The following is a 20,663-nucleotide window of genomic DNA, read 5'->3' as shown; positions in this document are numbered from 1 at the left end:
CCCAAAAGGCCCCCAGCCCCTGCCCCGGCAGCGAGTATCTGCCCGGCAGCCAATGGGCCGGCCATGGAGCCCAGCCGCCCGACCGCAACGGCAGCGCCTACGCCTGTGGCGCGGCAGGCAGTGGGATAAAGCGTGGGCGCCAGTGCATACAACACCAGTTGCCCGCCGATGGCGCAGTAGCCAGCCAGGCAACCCGCCGCGAGCATCCAGCCGAACTGGCTGAATAACCCCAGGCCAGCCAGCGCTGCCAGCATGCCGATGTAAGCCATCGCCACTGCCCCCTTTGCCCGGCCCTTGTCCATCAAGCGCCCGGTGATGAAAGAGCCCGCAGCCCCGCCGAGGTTGAACAGTACCTGGACTGCCCCCGCCTGCGGGCGGCTGAACCCTTGGCCCATCAACAGGGAGGGCAGCCAGTTCAGCAGCATGTACAGCACGGTGAGGGTGAAGAAGCACGCCAGCCATAGCAGCAATGTGCGGGTAGCCCGGCTTTCGCCAAACAGCCCGTGACCAACGCCAACGCGCAACGCTGCCTGGGCGTTGAAGGCGCGTGATTCGGGCAGCCACCCGCCCAGTGCCGCCGCCACCAGCAGGGGCGCGACGCCACCGGCATAAAACACCACATGCCAATCGGCGCCGGCGCCGCTTAGGCCGATCAGTGAAGCGACGGCGCCGCCCAAAGGCACGCCGCAATAGGTAAGGCTTACCGCGGTGCTGCGCCAGCGGGGGTCAACCGCCTCCGAGGCCAGGGCGATCAGGATCGGCAGCGCCGCGCCCAGGCCGAGGCCGGTCATCAGCCGGGCCAGCAACAGGCTGTGAAAATCCCACGCATAGGCCGTACCGAGCGAGAACGCGCCAAACAGCAGCACAGCGCCTACCAGCACCCGCTTGCGCCCAATGCGATCGGCCAGCCAGCCGCCCACGAAAGCGCCCGGCAGCAAACCCAGCAACCCGGCGCTGAACACCCAACCGAGCATGGCAGGGGTAAGCTCGAACGCCTTGGCCAGGTGCGGTGCGGCGATACCCGTGGCCTGGAGGTCAAAACCTTCAAGCAGGGCGGTTACGAAACACAACGTGATGGTCAACGTGGAACGAGGCATGGCGGTCATGACGAACTCCTGGTTCTAGAATCGGAAGGTGCCGCGCAGGGCTACGAACGAGGCGTCTTCGCCGCCGGCATCAGTGATGGCCGAGCCCACGTCGTAATATTTGCAGTCCAGGTCGAAGGTGGTGTTCGCGCTTGCCAGCCAGCGCAGGTTGGCGCGGTAGATGGTGCCCAGGTGGCGGCCGCTGTCGCGGGTGCCCGGCAACATGCTCATGCCGGGCATGTACACGCCGTCGTGTGGATTTTCTTTCCATACTGCGAATACGCCCGGCTCCAGCCGCAAGCGAGGGTGCGGTGAAAACGCAAAGGTGGGGCCCACAATCACGATGTTGGCCAAGGTGGTAAGGCTGGCTTCGCCGTACACGCCGTTGCGCGGGTACAGCGGATCGAAGGTGCCCACGCGGCCATCACCCGCGGCGTCATCCCCGCTGGCCGCGTCTACGCGCAAACCCAACCGTGGCCGCAACGGCCCGTCAAAGGTGTAGCCGGTGTCCGAGGACACCGCCCAGGCGCGAATCGATGCGCCCCCCAGATGGCCGAACTGGCCTACCAGGTCGGTGCTCCAGTCGAACCCATCAGCCTGGCCGAACAGTCGCGTACCCACGCTGTAGCGTTTTTCGCTGCCGGTTACGGCAGTGAGCGTGCGCTCACGCGTTTCCAGGCCGAAGGCGTACAGGTCGGCGTTCAGCGGCCCGGCGACAGGTGAGGTGGCGTACAACCCGTAAAACTTCACAGCGTTATCGCTGCCGTCGTCGAAGCTGTCCGCGGCATCGACCGCGACCGGGCGTACCGCAAAGGCATCGAGCTTGCGGCCCGGCGCAAGGGCCAGGCTCAACCGCAGGCCATCGAAGGTCTGGCGCACGTTCGGGGTATCGCGATACGTCACCAGTACCTGACTGCCGTAGGCCATTTCCTGCCGCCCTACCCGCGTGGTCAGCCGGCTCGCGCCCAATTGGGTGTTGAGGTCGATAAACGCCTGGCTCACCTCGTTACGGCCTTCGTCCGAAGGGGAGTACAAATCCTTGCCGAACACCCGCGTGTTCTGCAGCTGCACAAAGGCCCGTACGGCGTCATCGAGCAGGTGAAGGTCGGCATGCGCCTGCAGCCGCTGCATGAAGTAGCTGTCATCGTTCACGCCACGCAAGCCAAAAAACGGTTTGTCGAGCGCATCGGCGCGGTAGCGCAATTCGGCGCCGAACTGAGCCCATGCGCTGTCGCTGAGGCGCACGTAGCGAAAGCGGTCGAAGGGGTCGGTACGTTTGGCCTCGTGATCAAGAAACCGGTAGTCCTCGCTCCAGCGAGGCGCTCCCGGCCGCGAGGGCCGTGACTGTTCCAAGGGGTTGTCAGCGGCCAGCAGCGGTTGGGCACAACCGAGCAGGCACAGCGCAGCCGACAGCGCTCGCGCGAGGGATAAAGGCGCCATGGCGAATCCTTTGTTGTTTTTATGAATTTGGATAAGACAGTTAACGGTTATATTTATTAACTTTATCGCCGTCAAGCGCGGCCTTGCTTCCATCAGCTTGAAGGCGGGCGATTACCGCACTGCTAGCTTGATGGCCGCTTGACGGCCGCTTCGCTGTGATGCGTGTCACAAAGTGGGCAGCGAAACAGCCCAACTGTCTGGAAAGCGGGTTGCAGCGAGGGCAGAAACGGAACCGGCTCAAGGAAGGCCCGGTCGGAAGCCCGTCTATGAAGTCTCGGCGCTACCACGCTGAAGGAGGATAAGGGTGCACATCGAACGGTTGGCGCTGATGCTGGAGATGCTCGAGGAACTTGCCTCGGGCCGTTGGCAGGTAAGCCGCAAGGGCTACGCCGGCTCAAGCCACCGGCGGCCGTCCTTTTTGCCAGATGTATGGGTCACGTCCATGGACGACCCGCTGGGCCATGCTGCCTGCGCTATTGGTTTTGCCTGCCTGGATGCCCGGTTCGAGGGCCTCTACCTTGACGGGTTGGAACCGTGCACTCGCATCGCCGGTACGGCGCGGGCCCATGCGCGGCTGGCAAAGGGCTGGGAGGCCGTGTGCGCGTACTTCGGCTTGAGCGAACCGCTGGCCCGCGAGCTGTTCGGCCCTGACCGTTCGCCGGGCTCCATCGCCGACGTGCGGGATTGGTTGCGTGCGCTGCTCCACACTCCCGCGGCCAACGCCAACACTGCCCGCCACGCCCACTGCGGCTGATCCACAAGGTTACCCTGGCTTGTTGGCAATGCCGAACGGCACATGCACCATGGGGATATTCCCGGCGGCCGACGCCAGATGGCTGCGCTGGTCATCAAAAAACATGTGGGGTTTGAGCACCGACAGCACGCGCGACTTTTCCATGCCGCCTAGAAAGAACGACTCATCCGGCGACACGCCCCAGCTGTTCAAGGTGGTAACCACGCGCTCATGGGAAGGAGCATTTCGCGCCGTCACGATCGCGATACGCAGGATTTTGCGGTAGGCCGGATCCTCGTTCAAACGCTGTTCTTCAAGCTGCTGCAAGAACGCCAGCTTGCGAAAAAGGTCAGCCAGGGGCCCGGGCTGATGGGCAATGGCGCGCTTCTCGGTTTCGTAGGTCTGAAATTCTGCGACGTCCAGGTTGCGCTTGAACACGGTCTCGGCCTCGTCGTCGGCAATCACCCCATCGAAGTCAAAAGCCACACGCAGCTCGGTGTCGATTTCGTCATCGAATACCTTCGAGGGCAAGACAACCCCGGCAGGATAGTCGGCGTCGATCGCCCGCTGCACGTCGCCTTCATTCGCGCTGAGAAACAGCGACGCATTGAACGCAGGAATGTATTCGTGGGGCGAGCGGCCGGTCATGAAGGCGGCGCGGCTGATGTCCAGGCCATAGTGGCGAATGGAACGGAATACCCGCACCCCGGTTTCCGGTGAATTGCGCGACAACAACACCACCTCTACCGGCGACTCGGCCGCGAACCAGCGGTTGATACTCAAAAACCTCCGGATGAAAGGAAAGGCCACGCCCTTTGCGAACGGCTCGTCCACATTGCGCTGCTGGTGCAGCCGATAGGCTTCCACGCCCTCGCTCAAGTACACCTGATGGGACTCGGACAGGTCGAACAACGCGCTGGAGGCAACGCCGATGACCAGCTTTTTCTCGATGGGATACGGCATAGGCCTCTACTGGCAGTGAAACGTATTTGCGGGCTGGCTCGCGCCCAGAGCATATCTCAATCACACGCTTTGATCGGCGGCATTCAAGCGCGCACAGAGCAAGCCGATAGCGTTAACGAGCCCAGCGTGAGGGGTGGCCTGTCAGGCTGCCGCGGGGGTTTGCAGATACGCCGGAGGGCGCGCAATGGAACACAACAATTTCGTAGGTTCTTACACCCAGGCGCACAAGAGCTTGATGAACCTGTTGAGCGATGGCGTGATGGCCCGGCTCGCTCGCCCCAGCGAACCTGAACAGGCGGCTGCCGAACAGGAATCGGTGAACGCCGCAGAAGCCGCATCGTTCTATTTCCGCAGCCGCACCAGCAAGCGGTGCGGCTGCGCCCAGTGCAAGGCTGTGCGCGCGGCCATGTAATGCCGGCACCAGCTCCCCGCGTCCTTTAGCGCTTGGCTTCGAGGTCCGGGTGTTCCGACCGCCCGAGGAATTGCTGGGTGGTCGGCGCCAAGTGCTCCAGAATCCACTGCGCCATGGCTTTTTCCTGCTCCAGGATTTTCTCGCACTCCGTAGCCGTTACGTTATCGCCAGCAGCCTTGGCAGCGGCAATGATCACGGTATACGTCGCGATCTCGAGATTTTCGAATACATACCCGCTCATCGAACCCTTGATCACTTCGTCGGGCATGGTCATGCCAGCCATTGCCTGACCGAACGCCATCAGCTTGCCGCCGATGTCCTTGAGCGTCGACGGGCTACCGCCCAGGCGTTTGATCGCGCCATCGACGATTCCCTGCTGCCAGCGCGTTTCTTCGATGTGCTGCTGAATACGTTGCTTGAGGTCCGGGTAATGCTCCAGGCGCTCAGCCTGCGCGGTGAGCATTTTTTCCGCTTGCTGCTCCATGGCGTGCGCGTCTTTGAGCCAATCGAGCAAGTTGTCTTGTACCGATGCCATGTTGATGTCCTCCAGGTTGGCTTGAGTCGGGTCAATGCCCACTGATAAGGGCTACAAGAGCAGACCCCGGTGCTGTCGGCCCGGCTTCGTTGGGTTGACGATTGCCAGACCGGCGGTGATCAGCCCTTGCTGCGCCGCGGGTCAGCGCTACGCGGGTAGGTGCGCTCTTCCTGAATGGTGCCGTCGCCCTTGTGGATCTTGAGCGAGGCGGTCTTGCCTTCCAGGAACGTGGCGGCCTCTTCCATCAGGGCGTCCTTGGTGGGCGCGGTGCGGGAAGCTCGGGCGGCACCTTCTTTTTTCAGTTCCCAATGGTCGCCGGCTTTAGTGACGTGATAGTTATCCATGTCGCTCTCCTGATAAGCGCCTGCGGTTATCCAGGCCTTGACTGTGTAGAGGCGCCAAACAAGCGGCAGTTCGAACGAATTTGGTCCCGTTGATGAACAGGGCTCCCACACGGCTGGCTGCCTCAGGGGGCTGGCTGGCGGATCGAACTGTTTGGAAAGTAGTCACACCCCTGCTTGGAAACAGCCCGAGGACTATGAATGAACGATTACATTGCCCCTGTGCCGCTGGAAAAGGCCTATCGGTTGCTCAACCATGGGCCAACCGTGCTGGTGTCTGCCCGGCATGACGGGGTAGACGATGTGATGGCTGCGGCCTGGGCATGCGCGCTGGATTTCGACCCGCCCAAGCTCACGGTGGTACTGGACAAAAGCACGCGCACGCGCAGCCTCGTAGAGCAGGCGGGAAGCTTTGTGATACAGGTACCGACCGCTGCGCAGGCCCAGCTTACCCATGACGTGGGTAACCGGTCGCTGAACGATGACCCTTCCAAGCTCGACCGGTGTGGTGTGACCGTGCAGGCGTTCGAGGGGCATGACCAGCCATTCGTGAAGGGCTGCTGCGCCTGGTTGGCTTGCACACTGATACCGGAGCCACATAACCAAATCACCTATGACCTGTTCATTGCGCAGGTGACAGGCGCCTGGGCAGACAGCCGGGTATTCCGCGACGGGCATTGGAAGTTCGAAGAAGCTGACCCTGCGCTGCGCAGCCTTCACTACGTGGCAGGCGGGCAGTTTTACGCGATTGGGGAGTCGATAGTCGCCCGCCACGCCGGCGAGGCGTGAACGGGGAATGAAAGGCCCGGCGGAGGCATCAGGGATGCAGCCCCGCCGGATAGTGCGTCACAGCGCGATGTCTGCAGCCGGCGCTGCGGCGGCTGGAGCTGCTGGAGCGCTGCCGGCCGGTGCTGCGGCAGCCGGTGCTGCGGCGGTCGCTTGCTCAATGGCCGGCGGGGTCGCCAGTTGCAAGGTCTTGGCCGTGTAGGCCCATTCCTCGGCCACGCGCTGAGGGCTGTCGTTCAAGTGGGTGCCATAGCTGGGCACGATCTGGTGAAGCTTTTCCTGCCAGGCAGGCGTAGCAACCTTGTCCTTGAACACCTTCTCCAGCACGGTGAGCATGATCGGCGCGGCGGTCGAGGCACCTGGCGATGCGCCCAGCAGGCCGGCGATGCTGCCATCGGCGGAGCTTACAACCTCGGTACCCAACTTGAGCACGCCGCCCTTCTCTTCGTCCCGCTTGATGATCTGTACGCGCTGGCCGGCTTGCCACAGGCGCCAGTCTTCCTTTTTGGCGTTCGGGAAGTATTCACGCAGCGCGTTGAAGCGGTCCTCGTCCGAGAGCATCAGCTGGCCAGCAAGGTACTCCACCAGCGGGTACTGCTCGATGCCCACCTTGGTCATTGGCCATACGTTGTGTGGTGTAGTGCTGGTGAGCAGATCCAGGTACGAGCCATTCTTCAGGAACTTGGTGGAGAAGGTTGCGAATGGCCCGAACAGGATCACGCGCTTGCTATCCAGCACGCGGGTGTCCAGGTGTGGCACCGACATCGGGGGCGCGCCGACAGAAGCCTTGCCATAGGCCTTGGCCAGGTGCTGCTCGGCAACGCCAGGGTTGTCGGTGACCAGGAACGAGCCGCCTACCGGGAAGCCTGCGTATTCCTTGGCTTCAGGGATACCCGACTTTTGCAGCAGGTGCAGCGCGCCGCCGCCGGCGCCGATGAACACGAAGCGCGCGTCGGTTTCGCTGACGGTGCCGTCTTTCAGGTTCTTGTACTCGACGTGCCAGCTGCCATCGTCGTTACGCTTGATGGTTTCCACTTCGCTGGACAGCTTGAGCGAAAAGCCCGGCTGAGCCTGCAAGTGGCCAACGAACTGGCGAGTGATCTCGCCGAAATTCACGTCGGTACCGATTGGCGACCAGGTGGCGGCGATCTTCTGCTTCGGATCGCGGCCTTCCATCATCAGTGGCACCCACTGTTTGATCTGGGCGGCGTCTTCGGAATACTGCATGCCGGCGAACAGCGGGCTCGCTTTCAACGCTTCGTAGCGCTTTTTCAGGAAAGCGATGTTGTCGTCGCCCCATACGAAGCTCATGTGCGGCGTGGAGTTGATGAACGAGCGCGGGTTCTTCAGCACATCGTTACGCACCTGCCACGACCAGAACTGGCGGGAGATCTGGAAGGCTTCGTTGATCTCCACCGCCTTGGCGATCTCGACGTGGCCGTTCTTGTCTTCCGGGGTGTAGTTCAGCTCTGCCAGCGCGGAGTGGCCGGTACCGGCGTTGTTCCAGCCGTTTGAGCTTTCTTCAGCCACGCCATCAAGGCGTTCGACCATTTCCATGGTCCAGCCCGGTTCCAGCTCGTTGAGCCAGATGCCGAGAGTGGAACTCATGATGCCGCCACCGATCAGCAGCACATCTACCCGCTTTGCCTCGGCCGCGAGGGCGGAACCACTGGCGATCGAAACGGCCAGGGCCAGCACCGCCCCGCTTGCTTTCTTCAACATATTCACTTCCACGATAATGAGGCCTGCACCGCGCGCGCAGGGCTTCCCGATCGACAGGGATGCCTGTAATCGGCTGGCCGGCCGCCAGCGCGCGCAAGGCTAAAGGCAAAGGCTTTCACGAAGCTTTCACCAGCCTTTCATTTGCCGGCGGGCCGGCGCGTGGGTCAGCTTTTGTGCTTATGGGAAACCGACAGGTTCTCGAAGGTGACCCGGCCGCCTTCCTTGCTGTAGCCAGAGTTATCCTGGGTGTACACCCCGGCCTTGAAGTACAGCGGCTTTTCCTTCCATTTGGAACTCAGCTCGGTGTTCCAGCCGTAGTTGGCGGCAACCACGCTCAGCTTGCCGCCCTTGGTCAGGGTGATCACGTAAGAGAAGGCTTCGTTCAACGGCACCTTCTTGGCGATCGTGATTACCGTGGGGTCATCCTGGCTAGGTGTCTTGCGCAGCTTGGCCACGATATTGCCCAGCCGATCGTCATCCATGTACTGATACTCGACCTTGAGCAGCGGGTCGTTGCTGTTGTACTGGTGGATCTGCCCGATAACGATTTTGCCGCTGGACGGCACCTTGTTCACGGAGAGCTTGGCGCGCAGGTAATTATCCGCTTCGGTGTATTTCCAGTTGCGCAGGGAGCCGTCAGCGTAGGTTTCGCGCAGCTCACTGCGAGGGTATTTGGCGCTTGCGGTAGTAGCCCCGGTCACTGGCGCCCAGAAATAGAGCTTGCTGCCGTCCTTGCGGAAATACTTGTCCTTGTACCCTTTCACCAGTGCAGGGGTTTCGATGGTTTTGGCGGGTGAGCCCACGGGGATGCTGAGGTTCCAGGTGGAGAGATCGATCATGTCAGGCGTTACCAGTGATTCGGCACATCACACGTCGGTGTGCCGAGTGCGGATAAAACCTAGCACCATCCTGGCGCTAAGCGGGGCGGCCGCTTTATATATAGATGAATCAAAATTGTTAATGATGGCACGCCTTGCGATTGGCGCCTGAAAACCGCCAAGTCATTGCAGCCCAATAAGTGCGGGCGCTTTCAGCGCTTGACCGTTCGTCGGCTAAACTGAACGTTGGCGGTTTATGCTATTTGGCCAGTATTGATGGCATTTTGACCACAACCGCCTACGCGGGACCGTTAACGAAGCGGTGAGTTGCAGCAAAACCGGATAATTTTATGACCGCTCGTCGGCTCCTGAATTAATAAATTCTGGATGACGACGGTTAAATCAACGCGAGCGCCAATTTATAGACGCCAAGGATCCAGCGCAAACCCTTGAAAAGACTGATAGATGGCATAGTGCTATTGCCTTGCGGATTGAAGGCATAAGGCTATCAGTGACGGGGTTAAGCCGAAAATCTGGCGAAACCCCTTGAATACGGGCCCTTTAGCCTTGGCGACCATTGCCGAAACAACAAGTAACCAGATGGTGAGCAGCGTGCTTACCGGCCCCTTGTTACGTATTGGAGTTGTTTCATGATCGCACTGGACACTTGGAACCTGAGCATCCCCGTTGGCAGCCCGGCCATCACCATCGACACCCCCAAATTGGCTAGCGGCTACACCGACGGCTTCTTCAAATCGGGCGATACCCTGTTCTTCTGGGCCCCGGTAACCGGCACCACGACCAAAAGCGCCAAGTATCCGCGTACCGAACTGCGCGAAACCAAGGCTAACGGTAGCCTGAACAACTGGAAATACACCGCTGCGGACAATATGCTGCGCGCCGCCGTGGCGGTGAACCAGGTGCCTTCCACGGGCAAGATCGTGATCGGACAGATTCACTGCAACGGCAGCACCGAGCCGATGCTCAAGCTTGAATACCAATGGAAAGACGCAAGCCGCCTGGGGAACGTCGTTGCCAAGTTCCGCGCTACCCCGGACTCGGAACCAGCAGTGATCACCGTAGCCGAAAAGGTGCCGATGAACCAGCGCTTCACCTACACCATTCACCTGACGCCTACGGGGAGCCTGACGGTCAATGCAGCAGGCTTCCAATGGGGTACCAAGGTTGCCACCAGCTGGGCTTCGCAGGATTTGTACTTCAAGGCTGGCGTGTACACCCAGGACAACACTGGCTATGCCACCGAAGGCGGCGCCGCTACCTTCTATAAGCTGGCCATCGAGCACAACCCCAAAGGCTGATGCTCCTCGAATTCAACGCAACACTACTTTGGCCTGTCTTCGGACAGGCTTTTTTTTGCCTGCAAAAAGCTGTAGACCCCCGCGCTGCCTGCGTTCGTCCCATTTCATTGAGCACTTGCATCGCCACGATAGGTTTTTTAAATGAACCATCGCCCTCGATAGCTCCCTATATCCATGTAACCAAGAGATTGACGATTTGGTTATGAAAGAAAGTTACAAACACTGGGACGCTAAAGATTAGGTAAGTAGTTGGCCTGCTGAAGCGAAGCCTGGAGTACGGCACAAGCAGCCATGAGCTGCGCGATGCCACAGAAGGGGAACCAGGCAACGACCTGTAATTGAACCTTTTTCAAACCCGTGACGAACCGAGGACGAAAGTATGTTCATACATAACAAGCGTCTGCAGTATACCGTACGTGTTGCCGCGCCTAACCCAGGCCTGGCCAATTTGATGCTCGAACAATTCGGGGGCGCCCAAGGGGAACTTGCGGCTGCCATGCGTTATTTCACCCAGGCAGTGACCGAGGAAGATCCAGGTCGTAAAGATATGCTGTACGACATTGCCACCGAAGAACTTAGCCACCTTGAAATCATTGGTTCCATCATTGTGATGTTGAACAAAGGTGCGCGCGGCCAGTTGGCCGAAGGTGTACAGGAAGAGGGTGAACTTTATCGCTCGCTCACCGGGGCGGGTAACGACTCTCATATCACCAGCCTGTTGTATGGCGGTGGCGCCGCGCTGATCAACTCGGGCGGTGTGCCCTGGACCGCAGCCTATGTGGACACCATCGGCGAACCTACCGCCGACCTGCGTTCCAACATCGCCGCTGAAGCACGGGCCAAGATTGTGTATGAGCGGCTGATCAATGTGACAGATGATCCGGGCATCCGCGATGCGCTGGGCTTCCTGATGACTCGTGAAGTGGCTCACCAGATGTCGTTCGAGAAGGCGCTGCACGCCATTCAACCTAACTTCCCTCAAGGCAAGCTGCCACCCAAGCCTGAGTTTGCATCGGTGTACTTCAACATGTCGCAAGGCGACGACATGAAAGGCCCTTGGAACACTGGCGAGAATGCGGTGGATACCTGGGAAGTACGCGAAGCCACCCCGGCCGTAGACGGCGGCGATGGCCTGGCAACTGTAGACCTGCCCCCGCAAGATCTGGAAGTGGTAGAAGCCATGAAGCTGCGTACCGCTTCCAACCCTGATGCAGACCCGATGACCGGGGCTGATCTGGGCAAGCTGGGCGCGCTCAAGAAGTAAGTGGTAGCGTGTGAAGAAAGCCGCCTTCGGGCGGCTTTCGTTTGCCTGCCCTCCCCCTCGCTAATCCGTTTCGCCGGCCTGGGCACGTTGGTGGAAGCCTTTGAGCGCAGCCAATGCATGGCAAGCGGCCTGGCGAATCACCTCTTGGCGGTCGCCTGAGAACCGTTCGGTGCGGGAAAACAACGCGGCCTTGCCACCCACCCCGAATGCCCAGGCAAAGCACACAGTGCCAGGCGGTATATCGTCCATAGGGTCCGGGCCAGCCACGCCGGTAGTGGCCACCGCCACATTGGCCTCGCTGTCGCGCAGCGCGCCCAATGCCATCTCCCGGCTTACTTCCTCACTGGTAAGCCCGAACCGATCAATGGTTTGTGCCGACACGCCCAGCAAACGGTGCTTGGCGGTAGGCGAATACACCACGTAACCGCTTTCCATTACCTTGCCACCACCAGGAACCGAGCCCAGCGCCGCAGCGATCAACCCGGCCGTACAAGACTCGGCAGTGGCCAGGTAGAGCTTATGGTCCAGCAAGTAGGTCACAGTGGCTTCGAGGTCTTCGAATACTGCTTCAGGCATCTCCATAGGTTCCCCCTGTGAAGGGCTACGGCTGCTTGATTGCCGCGCCCGATCACCCTTGGATCATCCGCCGCGCGCGGTGTTTCAACTTAGTGCCGGAGTTCACATGCCGCGCCGCTACAGCGTCCAGCCCAGCCCCAGCGCCTTATGCAGGGCGGTGAAATCCTTGAGTAACTGGGCATCGCCGGCCACACGGTTCTGCTCGGCCTGATAGCGCGTACGTTCAGCGTCCAGCCAGTCCAGCGTGCTGGCGGTGCCCGCGTGGTAGCGCTCGCCGGTCAAGGTCGCGGCGCGCGTGGCCGATGCTTCGATGTCTCGCAGCAGCACCACGTTCTGCCGCTGGTGACCGTAACGAGCCAGTGCGGTATCAGCATCGCGCAACGCCTCCAGCACAACGCCACGATAGTGCCCCAGGGCTTCGTCGCGTCCCGCCTCGGCAGCATTTACTGAAGCTGCTACCCGGCCAAAATCCAGCGCGTTCCAGGTCAGCCGTGGCACTGCAAGCCAGGTGGCATTATCCGAGCGTGCCAGGTGCGAGGGGTCCCCCGCGCTGAACCCCAGGCTGCCGTACAGGCTTAGCTTGGGAAACCAGTCGGCGGTTTTCTCGCCGATCTGTGCCTGGCGTGATGCCAACTGCCGTTCCGCCTCACGTACGTCCGGCCGCGACTTGAGCAGGGCAGCGGGGTCGGCCTGAGGCACGCTGGCCGGCACTTGGGGCAAAGGCCGCGCGGCACCCAGTTGCGCGTCCAGTTCTCCTGGTTCCAGGCCGCTGAGGGCAGCCAAGCGGTCAAGGGCTTCGATGATGTCGGCCTGTAGCGGAAGGCGTTGCGCGCGCGTGGTGTCCGCCTGAGTGAGCACTTGCTCCAGCTGCAATTGCGACGCCACACCGCGCTCACGGCGCTGGCGGGTAAGCTCCAAAGCCTGGTCTTCGCTGGTGCTGGACGCCTCGACCAAGGCCAGGCGGGTTTGTCGGTCCCGCAGGTCCACATAGGCCTGCACGACATCCGCTGCCAGGCTTACCTGTACGTCAGCCAGCTGTGCCTCGCTGGCTTGGGAACTGGCGCTGGCCGCTTCGACGGCGCGGCGTGTGCCGCCGAACAGGTCCACTTCCCAGCTGGCATCGAAGTTGGCCAGGTACAGGCTCAGCGGCCCACGCCCGTCGCCGGTACCCAAGGCGCTGGTGTCGGGCGATCGCATACGCAGCATTGTGGCGCCCGCGCTTACCTTCGGCCGGCCGCTGGCCTGTTCCCCGCGTAACCCTGCCCGGCTCTGCCGCAGGCGCGCCTCGGCTGAGGCTACGTCCGGGCTTCGCCGAAGGGCGGTTTCAACCAGCCCATCGAGCTGCCGGTCGCCCAGCCCTTCCCACCAGCGGGCAGTTGTCGGCGCGCTCTCCACGGCCGACGGTGCATGCGGCAAGCGCGCCGCGGCCAACGTGCTGTCAGCCAGCAAAGGTGGCCCCTGGTAATCCGGGCCCACGGTACAACCGCCCGAGGCAATCAGCACCAAGGGTAAAACCAGCCGTCGAATCATGAACGAACCACCACGGGCGCCGGGCGCCCCTTGAGAATGAAAGCCAACGGCGCACAGGCGAGCATCACCAACCCCAGCAACAGGAACGCATCATTGAACGTCATGACCGATGCCTGGCGGGCAATGTCATTGGCGAACTGTCCCAGCGCCTGCAGTTGGGCGAAGGCAGGGTCCCCTCCCTGCGCGAGGAAACCGGCGGCATGGGCTGCCAACTGGTCCTGCGCCAACGGGCTATTAGCGCTGACCGATTCGCGAATGGCTGCGTCGTGAAAATGGTTGCGGCGGTCCACCAGCACACCGATCAGGGCAAGCCCGATAGTCCCGCCCAGGTTGCGCGCCATGTTGTACAGCCCGGCGGCGTCACCGGCATCCCGGGGCGCCACGCTGCCCATGGATAACTGGCTCAGCGGCATCATTACCAAAATCTGCGCAAAGCCTCGCAGCAGCTGGGAGGCGTAAAAGTCATGCCCTACGCTTTCGGCCGTGAGGTAAACGTCGCACAGGCAACTGGCGCAGTAGATCAACAAGCCCGCCCCCACCAGCAGCCGCAGGTCCAGGACTTTAAGCATGCGCGGCAGCAAGGGCATCAACAGAAAGGCCGGTAAGCCCGACAGCAACATGATGCCGCCGGCCTGCTCGGCGTTATAGCCCGACAGGGTGGCGAGGAACTGCGGCACCAGGTACGCGGTACCGTACAGCCCGGCCCCGATCACGGTGCCGATGAACAGCACACTGCCAAAGCTGCGATTGGCCAGCAGCTGCAAGCGCAGGATCGGACGGCTGGCGCTCAATTGCCCCCAGGCTACCAGGGCGAAACCCACCAAGGTGCACACCGTGAGTGAACAGATCAGACCCGAATCGAACCAACGCTCACGCTGCCCTTCCTCCAGCACCACGGTGAGCGAGCTCAGCCCCAGCGCCAGCCCTGCAATACCGCGCCAATCGGCTTCGAAGAACTGCCGCGCATCGGCCTTTTCCGGTGCCAGCCCGGTCCACAGCAGCGCAATCAGCGCGACACTGATGGGCAGGTTGAGGAAGAAGCACCAGCGCCAGTCGATATTCTCGGTCAGCCATCCTCCGATCACCGGGCCCAGCAGTGGCCCCAGCAACACGGTGAGACCAAACAGCGTGGTGCCGATAGGCAGTTGGTGCGCCGGCAAACGCGTGCGGATGATGGTTTGCGCGGTAGGGATCATTGCCCCGCCAACGAAGCCCTGGCCGATGCGGCCGATGATCATCATGGTGAGGCTGCTCGACAGCCCGCAATACATGGAAAACAGGCTGAACAGCGCCGCCGTGGCAATCAGGAAGCGGCGCAGCCCGAATACCCGGGTGAGCCACGCCGCGAGCGGAATCATCACGATCTCGGACATCAGGTAGCCGGTGGAGATCCAGGTGCCTTCGGTGCCGGTGGCGCCAATCTGGCCCTGGATCTGCGGCAGCGCCGAGTTGGTAATGGAGATATCCAGCGTGGCCAGCAGGGCGCCGAGCGAGCCGGCAATCACGGCGATCCAGTCGGTAAGCGACGCGTTGGCCGCCGGGGTGGGCGCCTCAGCCATGGCGCCCGTCCGAACCGCTTTGGGCACCGCTGCGCAGGTCCACGTCGACCGTGGCGGACAACCCCGGCACCAGCACATCTTTCAGGCTGTCCGGGATGTCCAGCTGAATGCGAACCGGCACCCGCTGCACGATCTTGGTGAAGTTGCCCGTGGCATTGGAGGGCGGTAGCAGCGCGAACTGCGCGCCGGTGCCCGGGGCCAGGCTGTCCACATGGCCGTGCAAGGGCTGGCCAGGTAGCGCATCCACTTTCACCGTGACGGCCTGGCCCGGGCGCATGTGGCCGATCTGCGTTTCCTTGAAATTGGCCGTGAGGTAAATCGCTTGTAGCGGCACGATGGTCATCAGGCGGGTGCCCGGTTGAGCGAACTGCCCCACCCGCACCGCGCGGTCGGCCACGCGACCGTCCACCGGGCTGCGCAACTCAACGTCCGCCAGGTCCAGGCCGCTCTGCTCTCCGCTTGCCTGGGCCACCGCCAACTGGGCGCGGGCTTGCTTGAGCTGCGCCTGCAACGTGCCCACCCGGGCTTGTGCCGAGCGCAGGGCCGCTTCCCGGGCCGCCACGGTGGTCAGCGCGCGGGCCAGTTCGTTATTGAGGTCAGCCAGGTGTTCTTCGGTTTCAGCGCCGGAACGTGTGAGCGGCGCATACCGGGCCACCTGCGCACGGGCATGCTTGAGGTCGGCCTGGGCGCCAGCCAACTGGGCCTGGCTTTCACCCACGCTCGCCTGCTGCTGCGCAAGCTGGGCCTGCGCGCTGGCCACATCCGCCTCGCGGGAGGCCACGGTCGCCTCGCGTTCGTCCTGCGCGGCCTGGTATTTACGGGCGTCCAGCCGCGCGACAACATCGCCGGCATGCACTGCCTGGTTGTCCTTGACCAACACCTCGGCCACATAGCCGCTGATTTTCGGCGCAACGGTCAGGCTGTCCGCCTGCAGGTAGGCGTCATCAGTGCTTTCAAAGAAACGCCCCTCCAGCCACCAGTAACCGGCCCACCCCGCGGCTGCCAACAACGCGATCAGCGCAAGCACCCGCAGTACGCGCTTGCCCCGGGACGTGCGTGCGTTACCAGGCGCGGGGCTTGTGGGCGCAAGGCGGTGTTGCGCGCCCAATGACTGCTCGGCAGACATGCATGACTCCAAAATATTCCAGTCGGAATAAAATCAAGGCTGGGCAAATTTTTGTCAATTGATATATTTTGCGCCGATACCTTTGCATAGGCCGGATGCCATGGCACGACATAAACCTGCCGCCGAGGGCGGCTATCAACGGGGCGAGGAAACCCGCGCCCGGCTGATTCACGCGGCAGTGCGTGTATTCGGCGAACGGGGCTACGAAGGCGCTTCCACCCGCGAAATCGCCAGCGAAGCCGGGGTCAATGCCCCGGCATTGCAGTATTACTTCGACAACAAGGAAGGCCTGTACCTCGCCTGCATGGGCTTCATCCTGGACCGCATGAAGGAACAGCTAGGCGAGGCGGTTACCGCAGCCAGCGCCGCGCTGGGCGATCCACGGGTGGAAGACGAACAACTGATCGACGCGCTGCTCGGCATGCTGGGGGGGTTTGTGTCCTTCATCCAGGACACCCCGCACGCCGCGCAATGGCGGTTGTTCATGGCGCGCGAGCAGGCAGGTCAAGGGCCACCGGCGGCGTTCCGGATGCTGGACGAAAGTTTCAACCAGCGTATCGGTGGCCTTAGCCGGCAAATCATCGCGCGGTTGTCGGGCTATGCCGTGGACGACGAGCGAACCGTACTGCACTCGTTCTCGATCATCAGCCAGGGCATGGTGTTTCGGGTGATGCGCCTGCAAGTGCTGAGCGCAATGGGCTGGGACGAAATCAACCACGCCCGGATGCTGCAGGTGCGCGATCTGCTGTTCACTCAAACGCGGCTGATCCTGCGCGGACTGGTGGCCGAGCGGAACGCCCGCCCCCCCGCGTCAGGCGCGTGAACCGCCGGGTACGGCATACAACCTGGCACCGCTGGCCACGGCGCCCACAAGCGCGAAACCACAGCCCAGCCACAGGCACAGCTGGGCACCGGCGCTGCTGAACAGGTGGAAGCATAAAGCGACCAGGGCAGCCCCCAGGGTTTGCCCCACCAGCCGCGACGACGCCACTACCCCGCTCGCCCCACTGCTGCGCGACACCGGTGCGCTGGTCATCAGGGCCTTGAGGTTGGGCGACTGGAAGAAGCCGAATCCGGCACCGCAAACGGCCATTCGCCAGCCAATGTCCAGCGCGCTCGCGCCAGGCTCGAGCAAGGCCAGCGCGCCCATGCCCAGGCTCAGTACCAGCAACCCGAGGCCGCCCAGCAGGCCTGGCGCAATGCGGTCCGACAAACGCCCGGCAATCAACGCCATGACTGCCACCACAGCCGGCCATGGAGTAATCAGGTAACCCGTGGCCACCTGGCTGTGGCCCAACTGCTCCTGCAACAGAAACGGCAGCGCCACGAACGCCAGCCCTTGGGTACAGAACGCGCACACCGCGGTGAGCGACGACAGCGCGAACACCGGCAGGCGGTACAGGTCCACCGCCAGCATGGGCGCCGGATGGCCGGCCTGGCGCCGCCCGAGCAACACACCGCAGATCAGGGCGACGGCCAGTTCGGCGCCGATCATCAGCCCGTGCCCGCCCTGTACCCCCGAGCTGAGCGCCAGCACCGTGAAACCGAACAAACCCGAGCACAACACCGCAGCGGTACGATCATAGGGATGGCTGGCGGGCTCGATCAGGGGCAGGTTGCGGCTGGCCATCCACATGGCGAGCAGCCCGAGGGGCACGTTGATCAGAAACAACCAATGCCAGCTGGCAAACGACAGAATTGCCGATGCCAACGTCGGCCCGAGGGTAAACGCCAGCCCCACCACCAGAGAGTTGATGCCCATCCCCCGGCCCAACCGGGCGAATGGGTAGATATGCCGCAGCAGCACGGCGTTCACGCTCATCAACGCCGCTGCGCCCAGCCCTTGAACCACCCGGGCGATCGCCAGGCTGGGCAGCGACCACGCCAGCCCGCAGAACAGCGAGGCCACCACGAATACCAGCAAGCCGCCCAGGTACACCCGCCGCGGCCCCAGCACTTCACCGAGCGAGGCAAACGGCAGCAGCGTCGCCACCATGGCGAACTGATAGGCGTTCACTACCCAGATTACCGAGGCGGGCGTGGCGCCGATCCCACCGGCAACGGTAGGCAGGGCAGTGTTGATGATGGCAGTGTCCAGCGTCGCCATGCCTACCGCGAGGCATACGGCGATAACGGCGGGGATCAGCTTGTTGCGGGGTAAACCATCAGGGGCTGGCATCGTGGCGGGCAATCCTTTGTCGGACATACGGGCGCTAGGTTAGCAAATTGTCGCCAACCCACGATGAATCCCTGCTCAAGCCGTTTGCCGCGCCACACCACGATCGCGGCAAGCCAGGTAGGCCACCAGCAGCACGGCGATGCCCATCACGATTGCACCGGCGAACAGGCTGGCGTTGATTGCACTGCGGTACAGCTCGGTTACCTGCTCCAACTGATCGGCAGGCACTGCGGTCAAGGCTTGCGCATCGCCCAACTGCACGCTCGACAGCGATATCGGCAACCCCGCCGCGCCGCGCGCCAGGATGTAGCTCATGATGCCGCCGGCAGTGGCCACCCCTACCGCAGCGCCCAGCGAACGGCAGAACGTCAACGCCGCGGTTGCCGCGCCCATCACCGACGGTGCAACCGCGTTCTGCACCAGCACCGTGGCGTTGGGCATGCCTACGCCCATGCCCAGGCCGAGTACGCCCATGGTGAGGAAGAACCACGGCGCGCTCATGCCGGCGCGGGTAAAGGCCAACAGCAGGCACAGCCCCAGGCATTCGAGCGCCACGCCTACCAACAGCAGGTTCACGAAATTCTGCCGGCGTGTAGAAATAGCCCCGCCCACAAAGGAGCTGATGACCATCATCACCACCTGCGGCAGGGTCATGAACCCTGACTCTGTAGGGGTTTGATGCAGCACCGCCTGGTAATACAGCGGCATGAACACTAACGAACCCATCATGGCGAAGGCCATGGCGGCCATGGCGCAGATCGCCACAGTAAAGCGACGATTGGCAAACAGTGCCGGGTCGATGATAGGCGCGGTGGCGGCGCGCTCTACCCGGTACAGCAGGGCGAACCCAGCCAGTGCCAGCACGCCCAGGCCCAGCGGGATGGCCACGCCGCCCTCGGCGGAAAACGAGTACGCGTGGGTCAGCAACAGCAACGCCGACGTGGCAACGCCGAGTACCACCGCCCCGGCATAATCCACACTCACCTGGGCCTGACGCTGCAACGCGGGAAGGTTACGGAACAGCCCTGCCATGGCCAGCGCGCCCAGCGGCAGGTTGATGAAAAACACCCAGCGCCAGTTCAGGTTGGAGGTGATGAACCCACCAAGCAGCGGCCCCAGGGCACTGCTGATGGCGAAGGCAGCGGAGAACACACCTTGGTAGCGTCCACGCTCGCTGGGCTTGACCGAACGCCCGATCACGATCTGCGACAAGGTCATCAGCCCCCCTGCCCCTAGCCCCTGCAGGCCACGCGCAGCGATCAACTGACCCATGCTCGAACACATCCCGCACAGCACCGACGCCGCCACGAACACGCCGATACTGAGCATGAACAGTGGCCGCTGGCCGTACAGGTCCGACAGCTTGCCGTACAACGGCGCACTGATGGTGGAGGTGAGCATGAACACCGTGACCACCCAGCTCAGGCTTTCGATCCCGTGCAGATCGCTGGCAATGGCCGGCAGCGCCGTGGCCAGGATGCTCTGGTCCAGGGCGCCGAGCACCATGGCCAGCAGCAGCGACACGATGAGCGCCGCCGAGGGACGGCTGCGGGTATCAGCGGCCGGCGCCACGGTGGTTTGAGCTTCTGTAACGGTAGAACGGGCCAAGAGAACTCCTGTGACGATAACGCGCGGCCGTCCATTTAGCCGAGGGTGGCCGGTGCAGGCAAGGGTCGGGAACCAATCTCCTTGTTTTCTCCTTATTTACGCGCTTCGTCCGTAGGCCCAGACAACTGTCACACGGCGGGGTAGCATAGTGGCTGGATAGCATCAGCCAGCCTATGGAATCAGCGGTTTTTTTATGGACATGAAGGCGTTAACCCGATGTGCGTTCCTTGTACTGGCCCTGGGCATTTCGGCCGGGCCTGCCGTGGGCGGCGAGGGTGACAGTCACGACGGCCCACGGCCGCATCATCGTGGCTACAAGGTAGGTGGCGGTGTGGTTGTGCTGGTAGTGATCGCAGCGGTCGCCGCCAGCATGGTGTTGTTCGGCGATCTCCGCCGCCGGCGCCTCGGCAAGACCGACCCCGCAGCGCCTCGCCCTGCCCCTTTGCCCGAGGGCTCGGAATGGGACACCCAAGGCGCCGACGACCCCGGTGCAGACCAGCCACGCCTTCCCAGCCCCCGTCAGCGCAGGGCGCGCCGCGCGGAGCGGGCCACGGCCGAGCCCGGATCGGATACCTGAACCGCCCCGCTGCAAGGGCCGACTGGCTGGGCGCAGATTTTCTTCATCACGCCCGTAGCCGGTGGACACCGCTGATCCGGGCACGCTGAA

The 20,663-nt window shown here is 62.7% G+C and carries 20 protein-coding genes; 7 read left to right on the top strand and 13 right to left on the bottom strand.

All coding sequences use genetic code 11. The annotated features are described in order from the left end of the window. Both mhpT and G7016_RS22005 read right to left on the bottom strand, forming a co-directional pair. Positions 1 to 1,106: 3-(3-hydroxy-phenyl)propionate transporter MhpT (mhpT, locus tag G7016_RS22010; RefSeq protein ID WP_181117844.1), on the bottom strand; the 1,106-nt coding region annotated here is incomplete at its 3' end. A gap of 15 nt (positions 1,107 to 1,121) precedes the next feature. Next, entirely contained in the window at positions 1,122 to 2,525 is a 1,404-nt protein-coding gene (locus tag G7016_RS22005) for an alginate export family protein (RefSeq protein WP_181117843.1), read from the bottom strand. A 304-nt stretch (positions 2,526 to 2,829) separates the two neighbouring features. Here G7016_RS22005 and G7016_RS22000 point away from each other — a divergent pair, with 304 nt between their 5' ends. Continuing rightward, positions 2,830 to 3,279, top strand: a complete 450-nt coding sequence (locus tag G7016_RS22000; RefSeq protein ID WP_181117842.1) for a hypothetical protein — start codon at positions 2,830 to 2,832, stop codon at positions 3,277 to 3,279. A 9-nt stretch (positions 3,280 to 3,288) separates the two neighbouring features. Here the strand turns inward: G7016_RS22000 and G7016_RS21995 are convergent, their stop codons facing one another. Further along, positions 3,289 to 4,221 carry a 5'-nucleotidase gene (locus G7016_RS21995; protein ID WP_181117841.1) on the bottom strand — a complete coding sequence of 311 codons (933 nt, stop codon included), beginning with the start codon at positions 4,219 to 4,221 and terminating at the stop codon, positions 3,289 to 3,291. Positions 4,222 to 4,405: 184 nt separating this feature from the next. On the opposite strand from G7016_RS21995, the gene G7016_RS21990 reads away from it, so the two are divergent. Then, complete coding sequence (locus tag G7016_RS21990) at positions 4,406 to 4,633, top strand: hypothetical protein (protein ID WP_181117840.1); 228 nt, start codon at positions 4,406 to 4,408, stop codon at positions 4,631 to 4,633. 25 nt (positions 4,634 to 4,658) lie between these two features. Here the strand turns inward: G7016_RS21990 and G7016_RS21985 are convergent, their stop codons facing one another. Further along, positions 4,659 to 5,168, bottom strand: coding sequence for a ferritin-like domain-containing protein (locus tag G7016_RS21985; RefSeq protein WP_181117839.1), 510 nt, complete (start codon positions 5,166 to 5,168; stop codon positions 4,659 to 4,661). 119 nt (positions 5,169 to 5,287) lie between these two features. Next, a complete protein-coding gene (locus G7016_RS21980) occupies positions 5,288 to 5,512 on the bottom strand; it encodes a DUF2188 domain-containing protein (protein WP_181117838.1) in 225 nt (74 codons plus the stop codon). 198 nt (positions 5,513 to 5,710) lie between these two features. Here G7016_RS21980 and G7016_RS21975 point away from each other — a divergent pair, with 198 nt between their 5' ends. Beyond that, positions 5,711 to 6,298 (top strand): flavin reductase family protein, encoded by a 588-nt coding sequence (locus G7016_RS21975; protein ID WP_181117837.1) that lies wholly within the window; start codon positions 5,711 to 5,713, stop codon positions 6,296 to 6,298. Between the two features lie 57 nt (positions 6,299 to 6,355). Here the strand turns inward: G7016_RS21975 and mqo are convergent, their stop codons facing one another. Together mqo and G7016_RS21965 are read right to left on the bottom strand one after the other, a co-directional pair. Beyond that, positions 6,356 to 8,017: a malate dehydrogenase (quinone) gene (gene mqo / locus G7016_RS21970; protein ID WP_181117836.1), complete on the bottom strand. Its 1,662-nt coding sequence runs from the start codon at positions 8,015 to 8,017 to the stop codon at positions 6,356 to 6,358. Positions 8,018 to 8,181: 164 nt separating this feature from the next. After that, positions 8,182 to 8,856 carry a polysaccharide lyase family 7 protein gene (locus G7016_RS21965; RefSeq protein ID WP_181117835.1) on the bottom strand — a complete coding sequence of 225 codons (675 nt, stop codon included), beginning with the start codon at positions 8,854 to 8,856 and terminating at the stop codon, positions 8,182 to 8,184. A 629-nt stretch (positions 8,857 to 9,485) separates the two neighbouring features. On the opposite strand from G7016_RS21965, the gene G7016_RS21960 reads away from it, so the two are divergent. Together G7016_RS21960 and G7016_RS21955 are read left to right on the top strand one after the other, a co-directional pair. After that, positions 9,486 to 10,154: a polysaccharide lyase family 7 protein gene (locus tag G7016_RS21960; protein WP_181117834.1), complete on the top strand. Its 669-nt coding sequence runs from the start codon at positions 9,486 to 9,488 to the stop codon at positions 10,152 to 10,154. A gap of 379 nt (positions 10,155 to 10,533) precedes the next feature. Further along, the gene (locus tag G7016_RS21955) at positions 10,534 to 11,418 is read left to right on the top strand and encodes a manganese catalase family protein (RefSeq protein ID WP_181117833.1); all 885 of its coding nucleotides are present in this window, start codon (positions 10,534 to 10,536) and stop codon (positions 11,416 to 11,418) included. Positions 11,419 to 11,478: 60 nt separating this feature from the next. Here the strand turns inward: G7016_RS21955 and G7016_RS21950 are convergent, their stop codons facing one another. The 4 genes from G7016_RS21950 to G7016_RS21935 all read right to left on the bottom strand — a co-directional run bounded on the left by G7016_RS21950 (position 11,479) and on the right by G7016_RS21935 (position 16,209). Further along, the gene (locus G7016_RS21950) at positions 11,479 to 11,994 is read right to left on the bottom strand and encodes a CinA family protein (protein ID WP_375139712.1); all 516 of its coding nucleotides are present in this window, start codon (positions 11,992 to 11,994) and stop codon (positions 11,479 to 11,481) included. 117 nt (positions 11,995 to 12,111) lie between these two features. Beyond that, positions 12,112 to 13,524, bottom strand: coding sequence for an efflux transporter outer membrane subunit (locus tag G7016_RS21945; RefSeq protein WP_181117831.1), 1,413 nt, complete (start codon positions 13,522 to 13,524; stop codon positions 12,112 to 12,114). Further along, positions 13,521 to 15,083 carry a DHA2 family efflux MFS transporter permease subunit gene (locus tag G7016_RS21940; protein ID WP_181117830.1) on the bottom strand — a complete coding sequence of 521 codons (1,563 nt, stop codon included), beginning with the start codon at positions 15,081 to 15,083 and terminating at the stop codon, positions 13,521 to 13,523. The genes G7016_RS21945 and G7016_RS21940 overlap by 4 nt, the downstream gene beginning before the upstream one ends. Next, on the bottom strand, positions 15,076 to 16,209 hold the full coding sequence (locus tag G7016_RS21935; RefSeq protein WP_181117829.1) for an HlyD family secretion protein: 1,134 nt from the start codon (positions 16,207 to 16,209) through the stop codon (positions 15,076 to 15,078). The genes G7016_RS21940 and G7016_RS21935 overlap by 8 nt, the downstream gene beginning before the upstream one ends. A 100-nt stretch (positions 16,210 to 16,309) precedes the next feature. On the opposite strand from G7016_RS21935, the gene G7016_RS21930 reads away from it, so the two are divergent. Beyond that, positions 16,310 to 17,032, top strand: coding sequence for a CerR family C-terminal domain-containing protein (locus G7016_RS21930; protein WP_181117828.1), 723 nt, complete (start codon positions 16,310 to 16,312; stop codon positions 17,030 to 17,032). Here the strand turns inward: G7016_RS21930 and G7016_RS21925 are convergent. Next, positions 17,021 to 18,388 carry an MFS transporter gene (locus G7016_RS21925; protein WP_181117827.1) on the bottom strand — a complete coding sequence of 456 codons (1,368 nt, stop codon included), beginning with the start codon at positions 18,386 to 18,388 and terminating at the stop codon, positions 17,021 to 17,023. The two genes, G7016_RS21930 and G7016_RS21925, sit on opposite strands and share 12 nt — an antisense overlap. Before the next feature lie 75 nt (positions 18,389 to 18,463). Continuing rightward, positions 18,464 to 19,996, bottom strand: a complete 1,533-nt coding sequence (locus tag G7016_RS21920) for an MFS transporter (protein WP_258195288.1) — start codon at positions 19,994 to 19,996, stop codon at positions 18,464 to 18,466. 199 nt (positions 19,997 to 20,195) lie between these two features. On the opposite strand from G7016_RS21920, the gene G7016_RS21915 reads away from it, so the two are divergent. After that, on the top strand, positions 20,196 to 20,573 hold the full coding sequence (locus G7016_RS21915; RefSeq protein ID WP_181117826.1) for a hypothetical protein: 378 nt from the start codon (positions 20,196 to 20,198) through the stop codon (positions 20,571 to 20,573). Positions 20,574 to 20,663: the final 90 nt, after the last annotated feature.

It is taken from the genome of Pseudomonas japonica (assembly GCF_013522925.1).
In the GTDB taxonomy this organism is placed as follows: domain Bacteria; phylum Pseudomonadota; class Gammaproteobacteria; order Pseudomonadales; family Pseudomonadaceae; genus Aquipseudomonas; species Aquipseudomonas japonica_A.
Note: the sequence above shows the minus strand (reverse complement) of the source record. Positions and strands in the feature narration are given on the sequence as shown.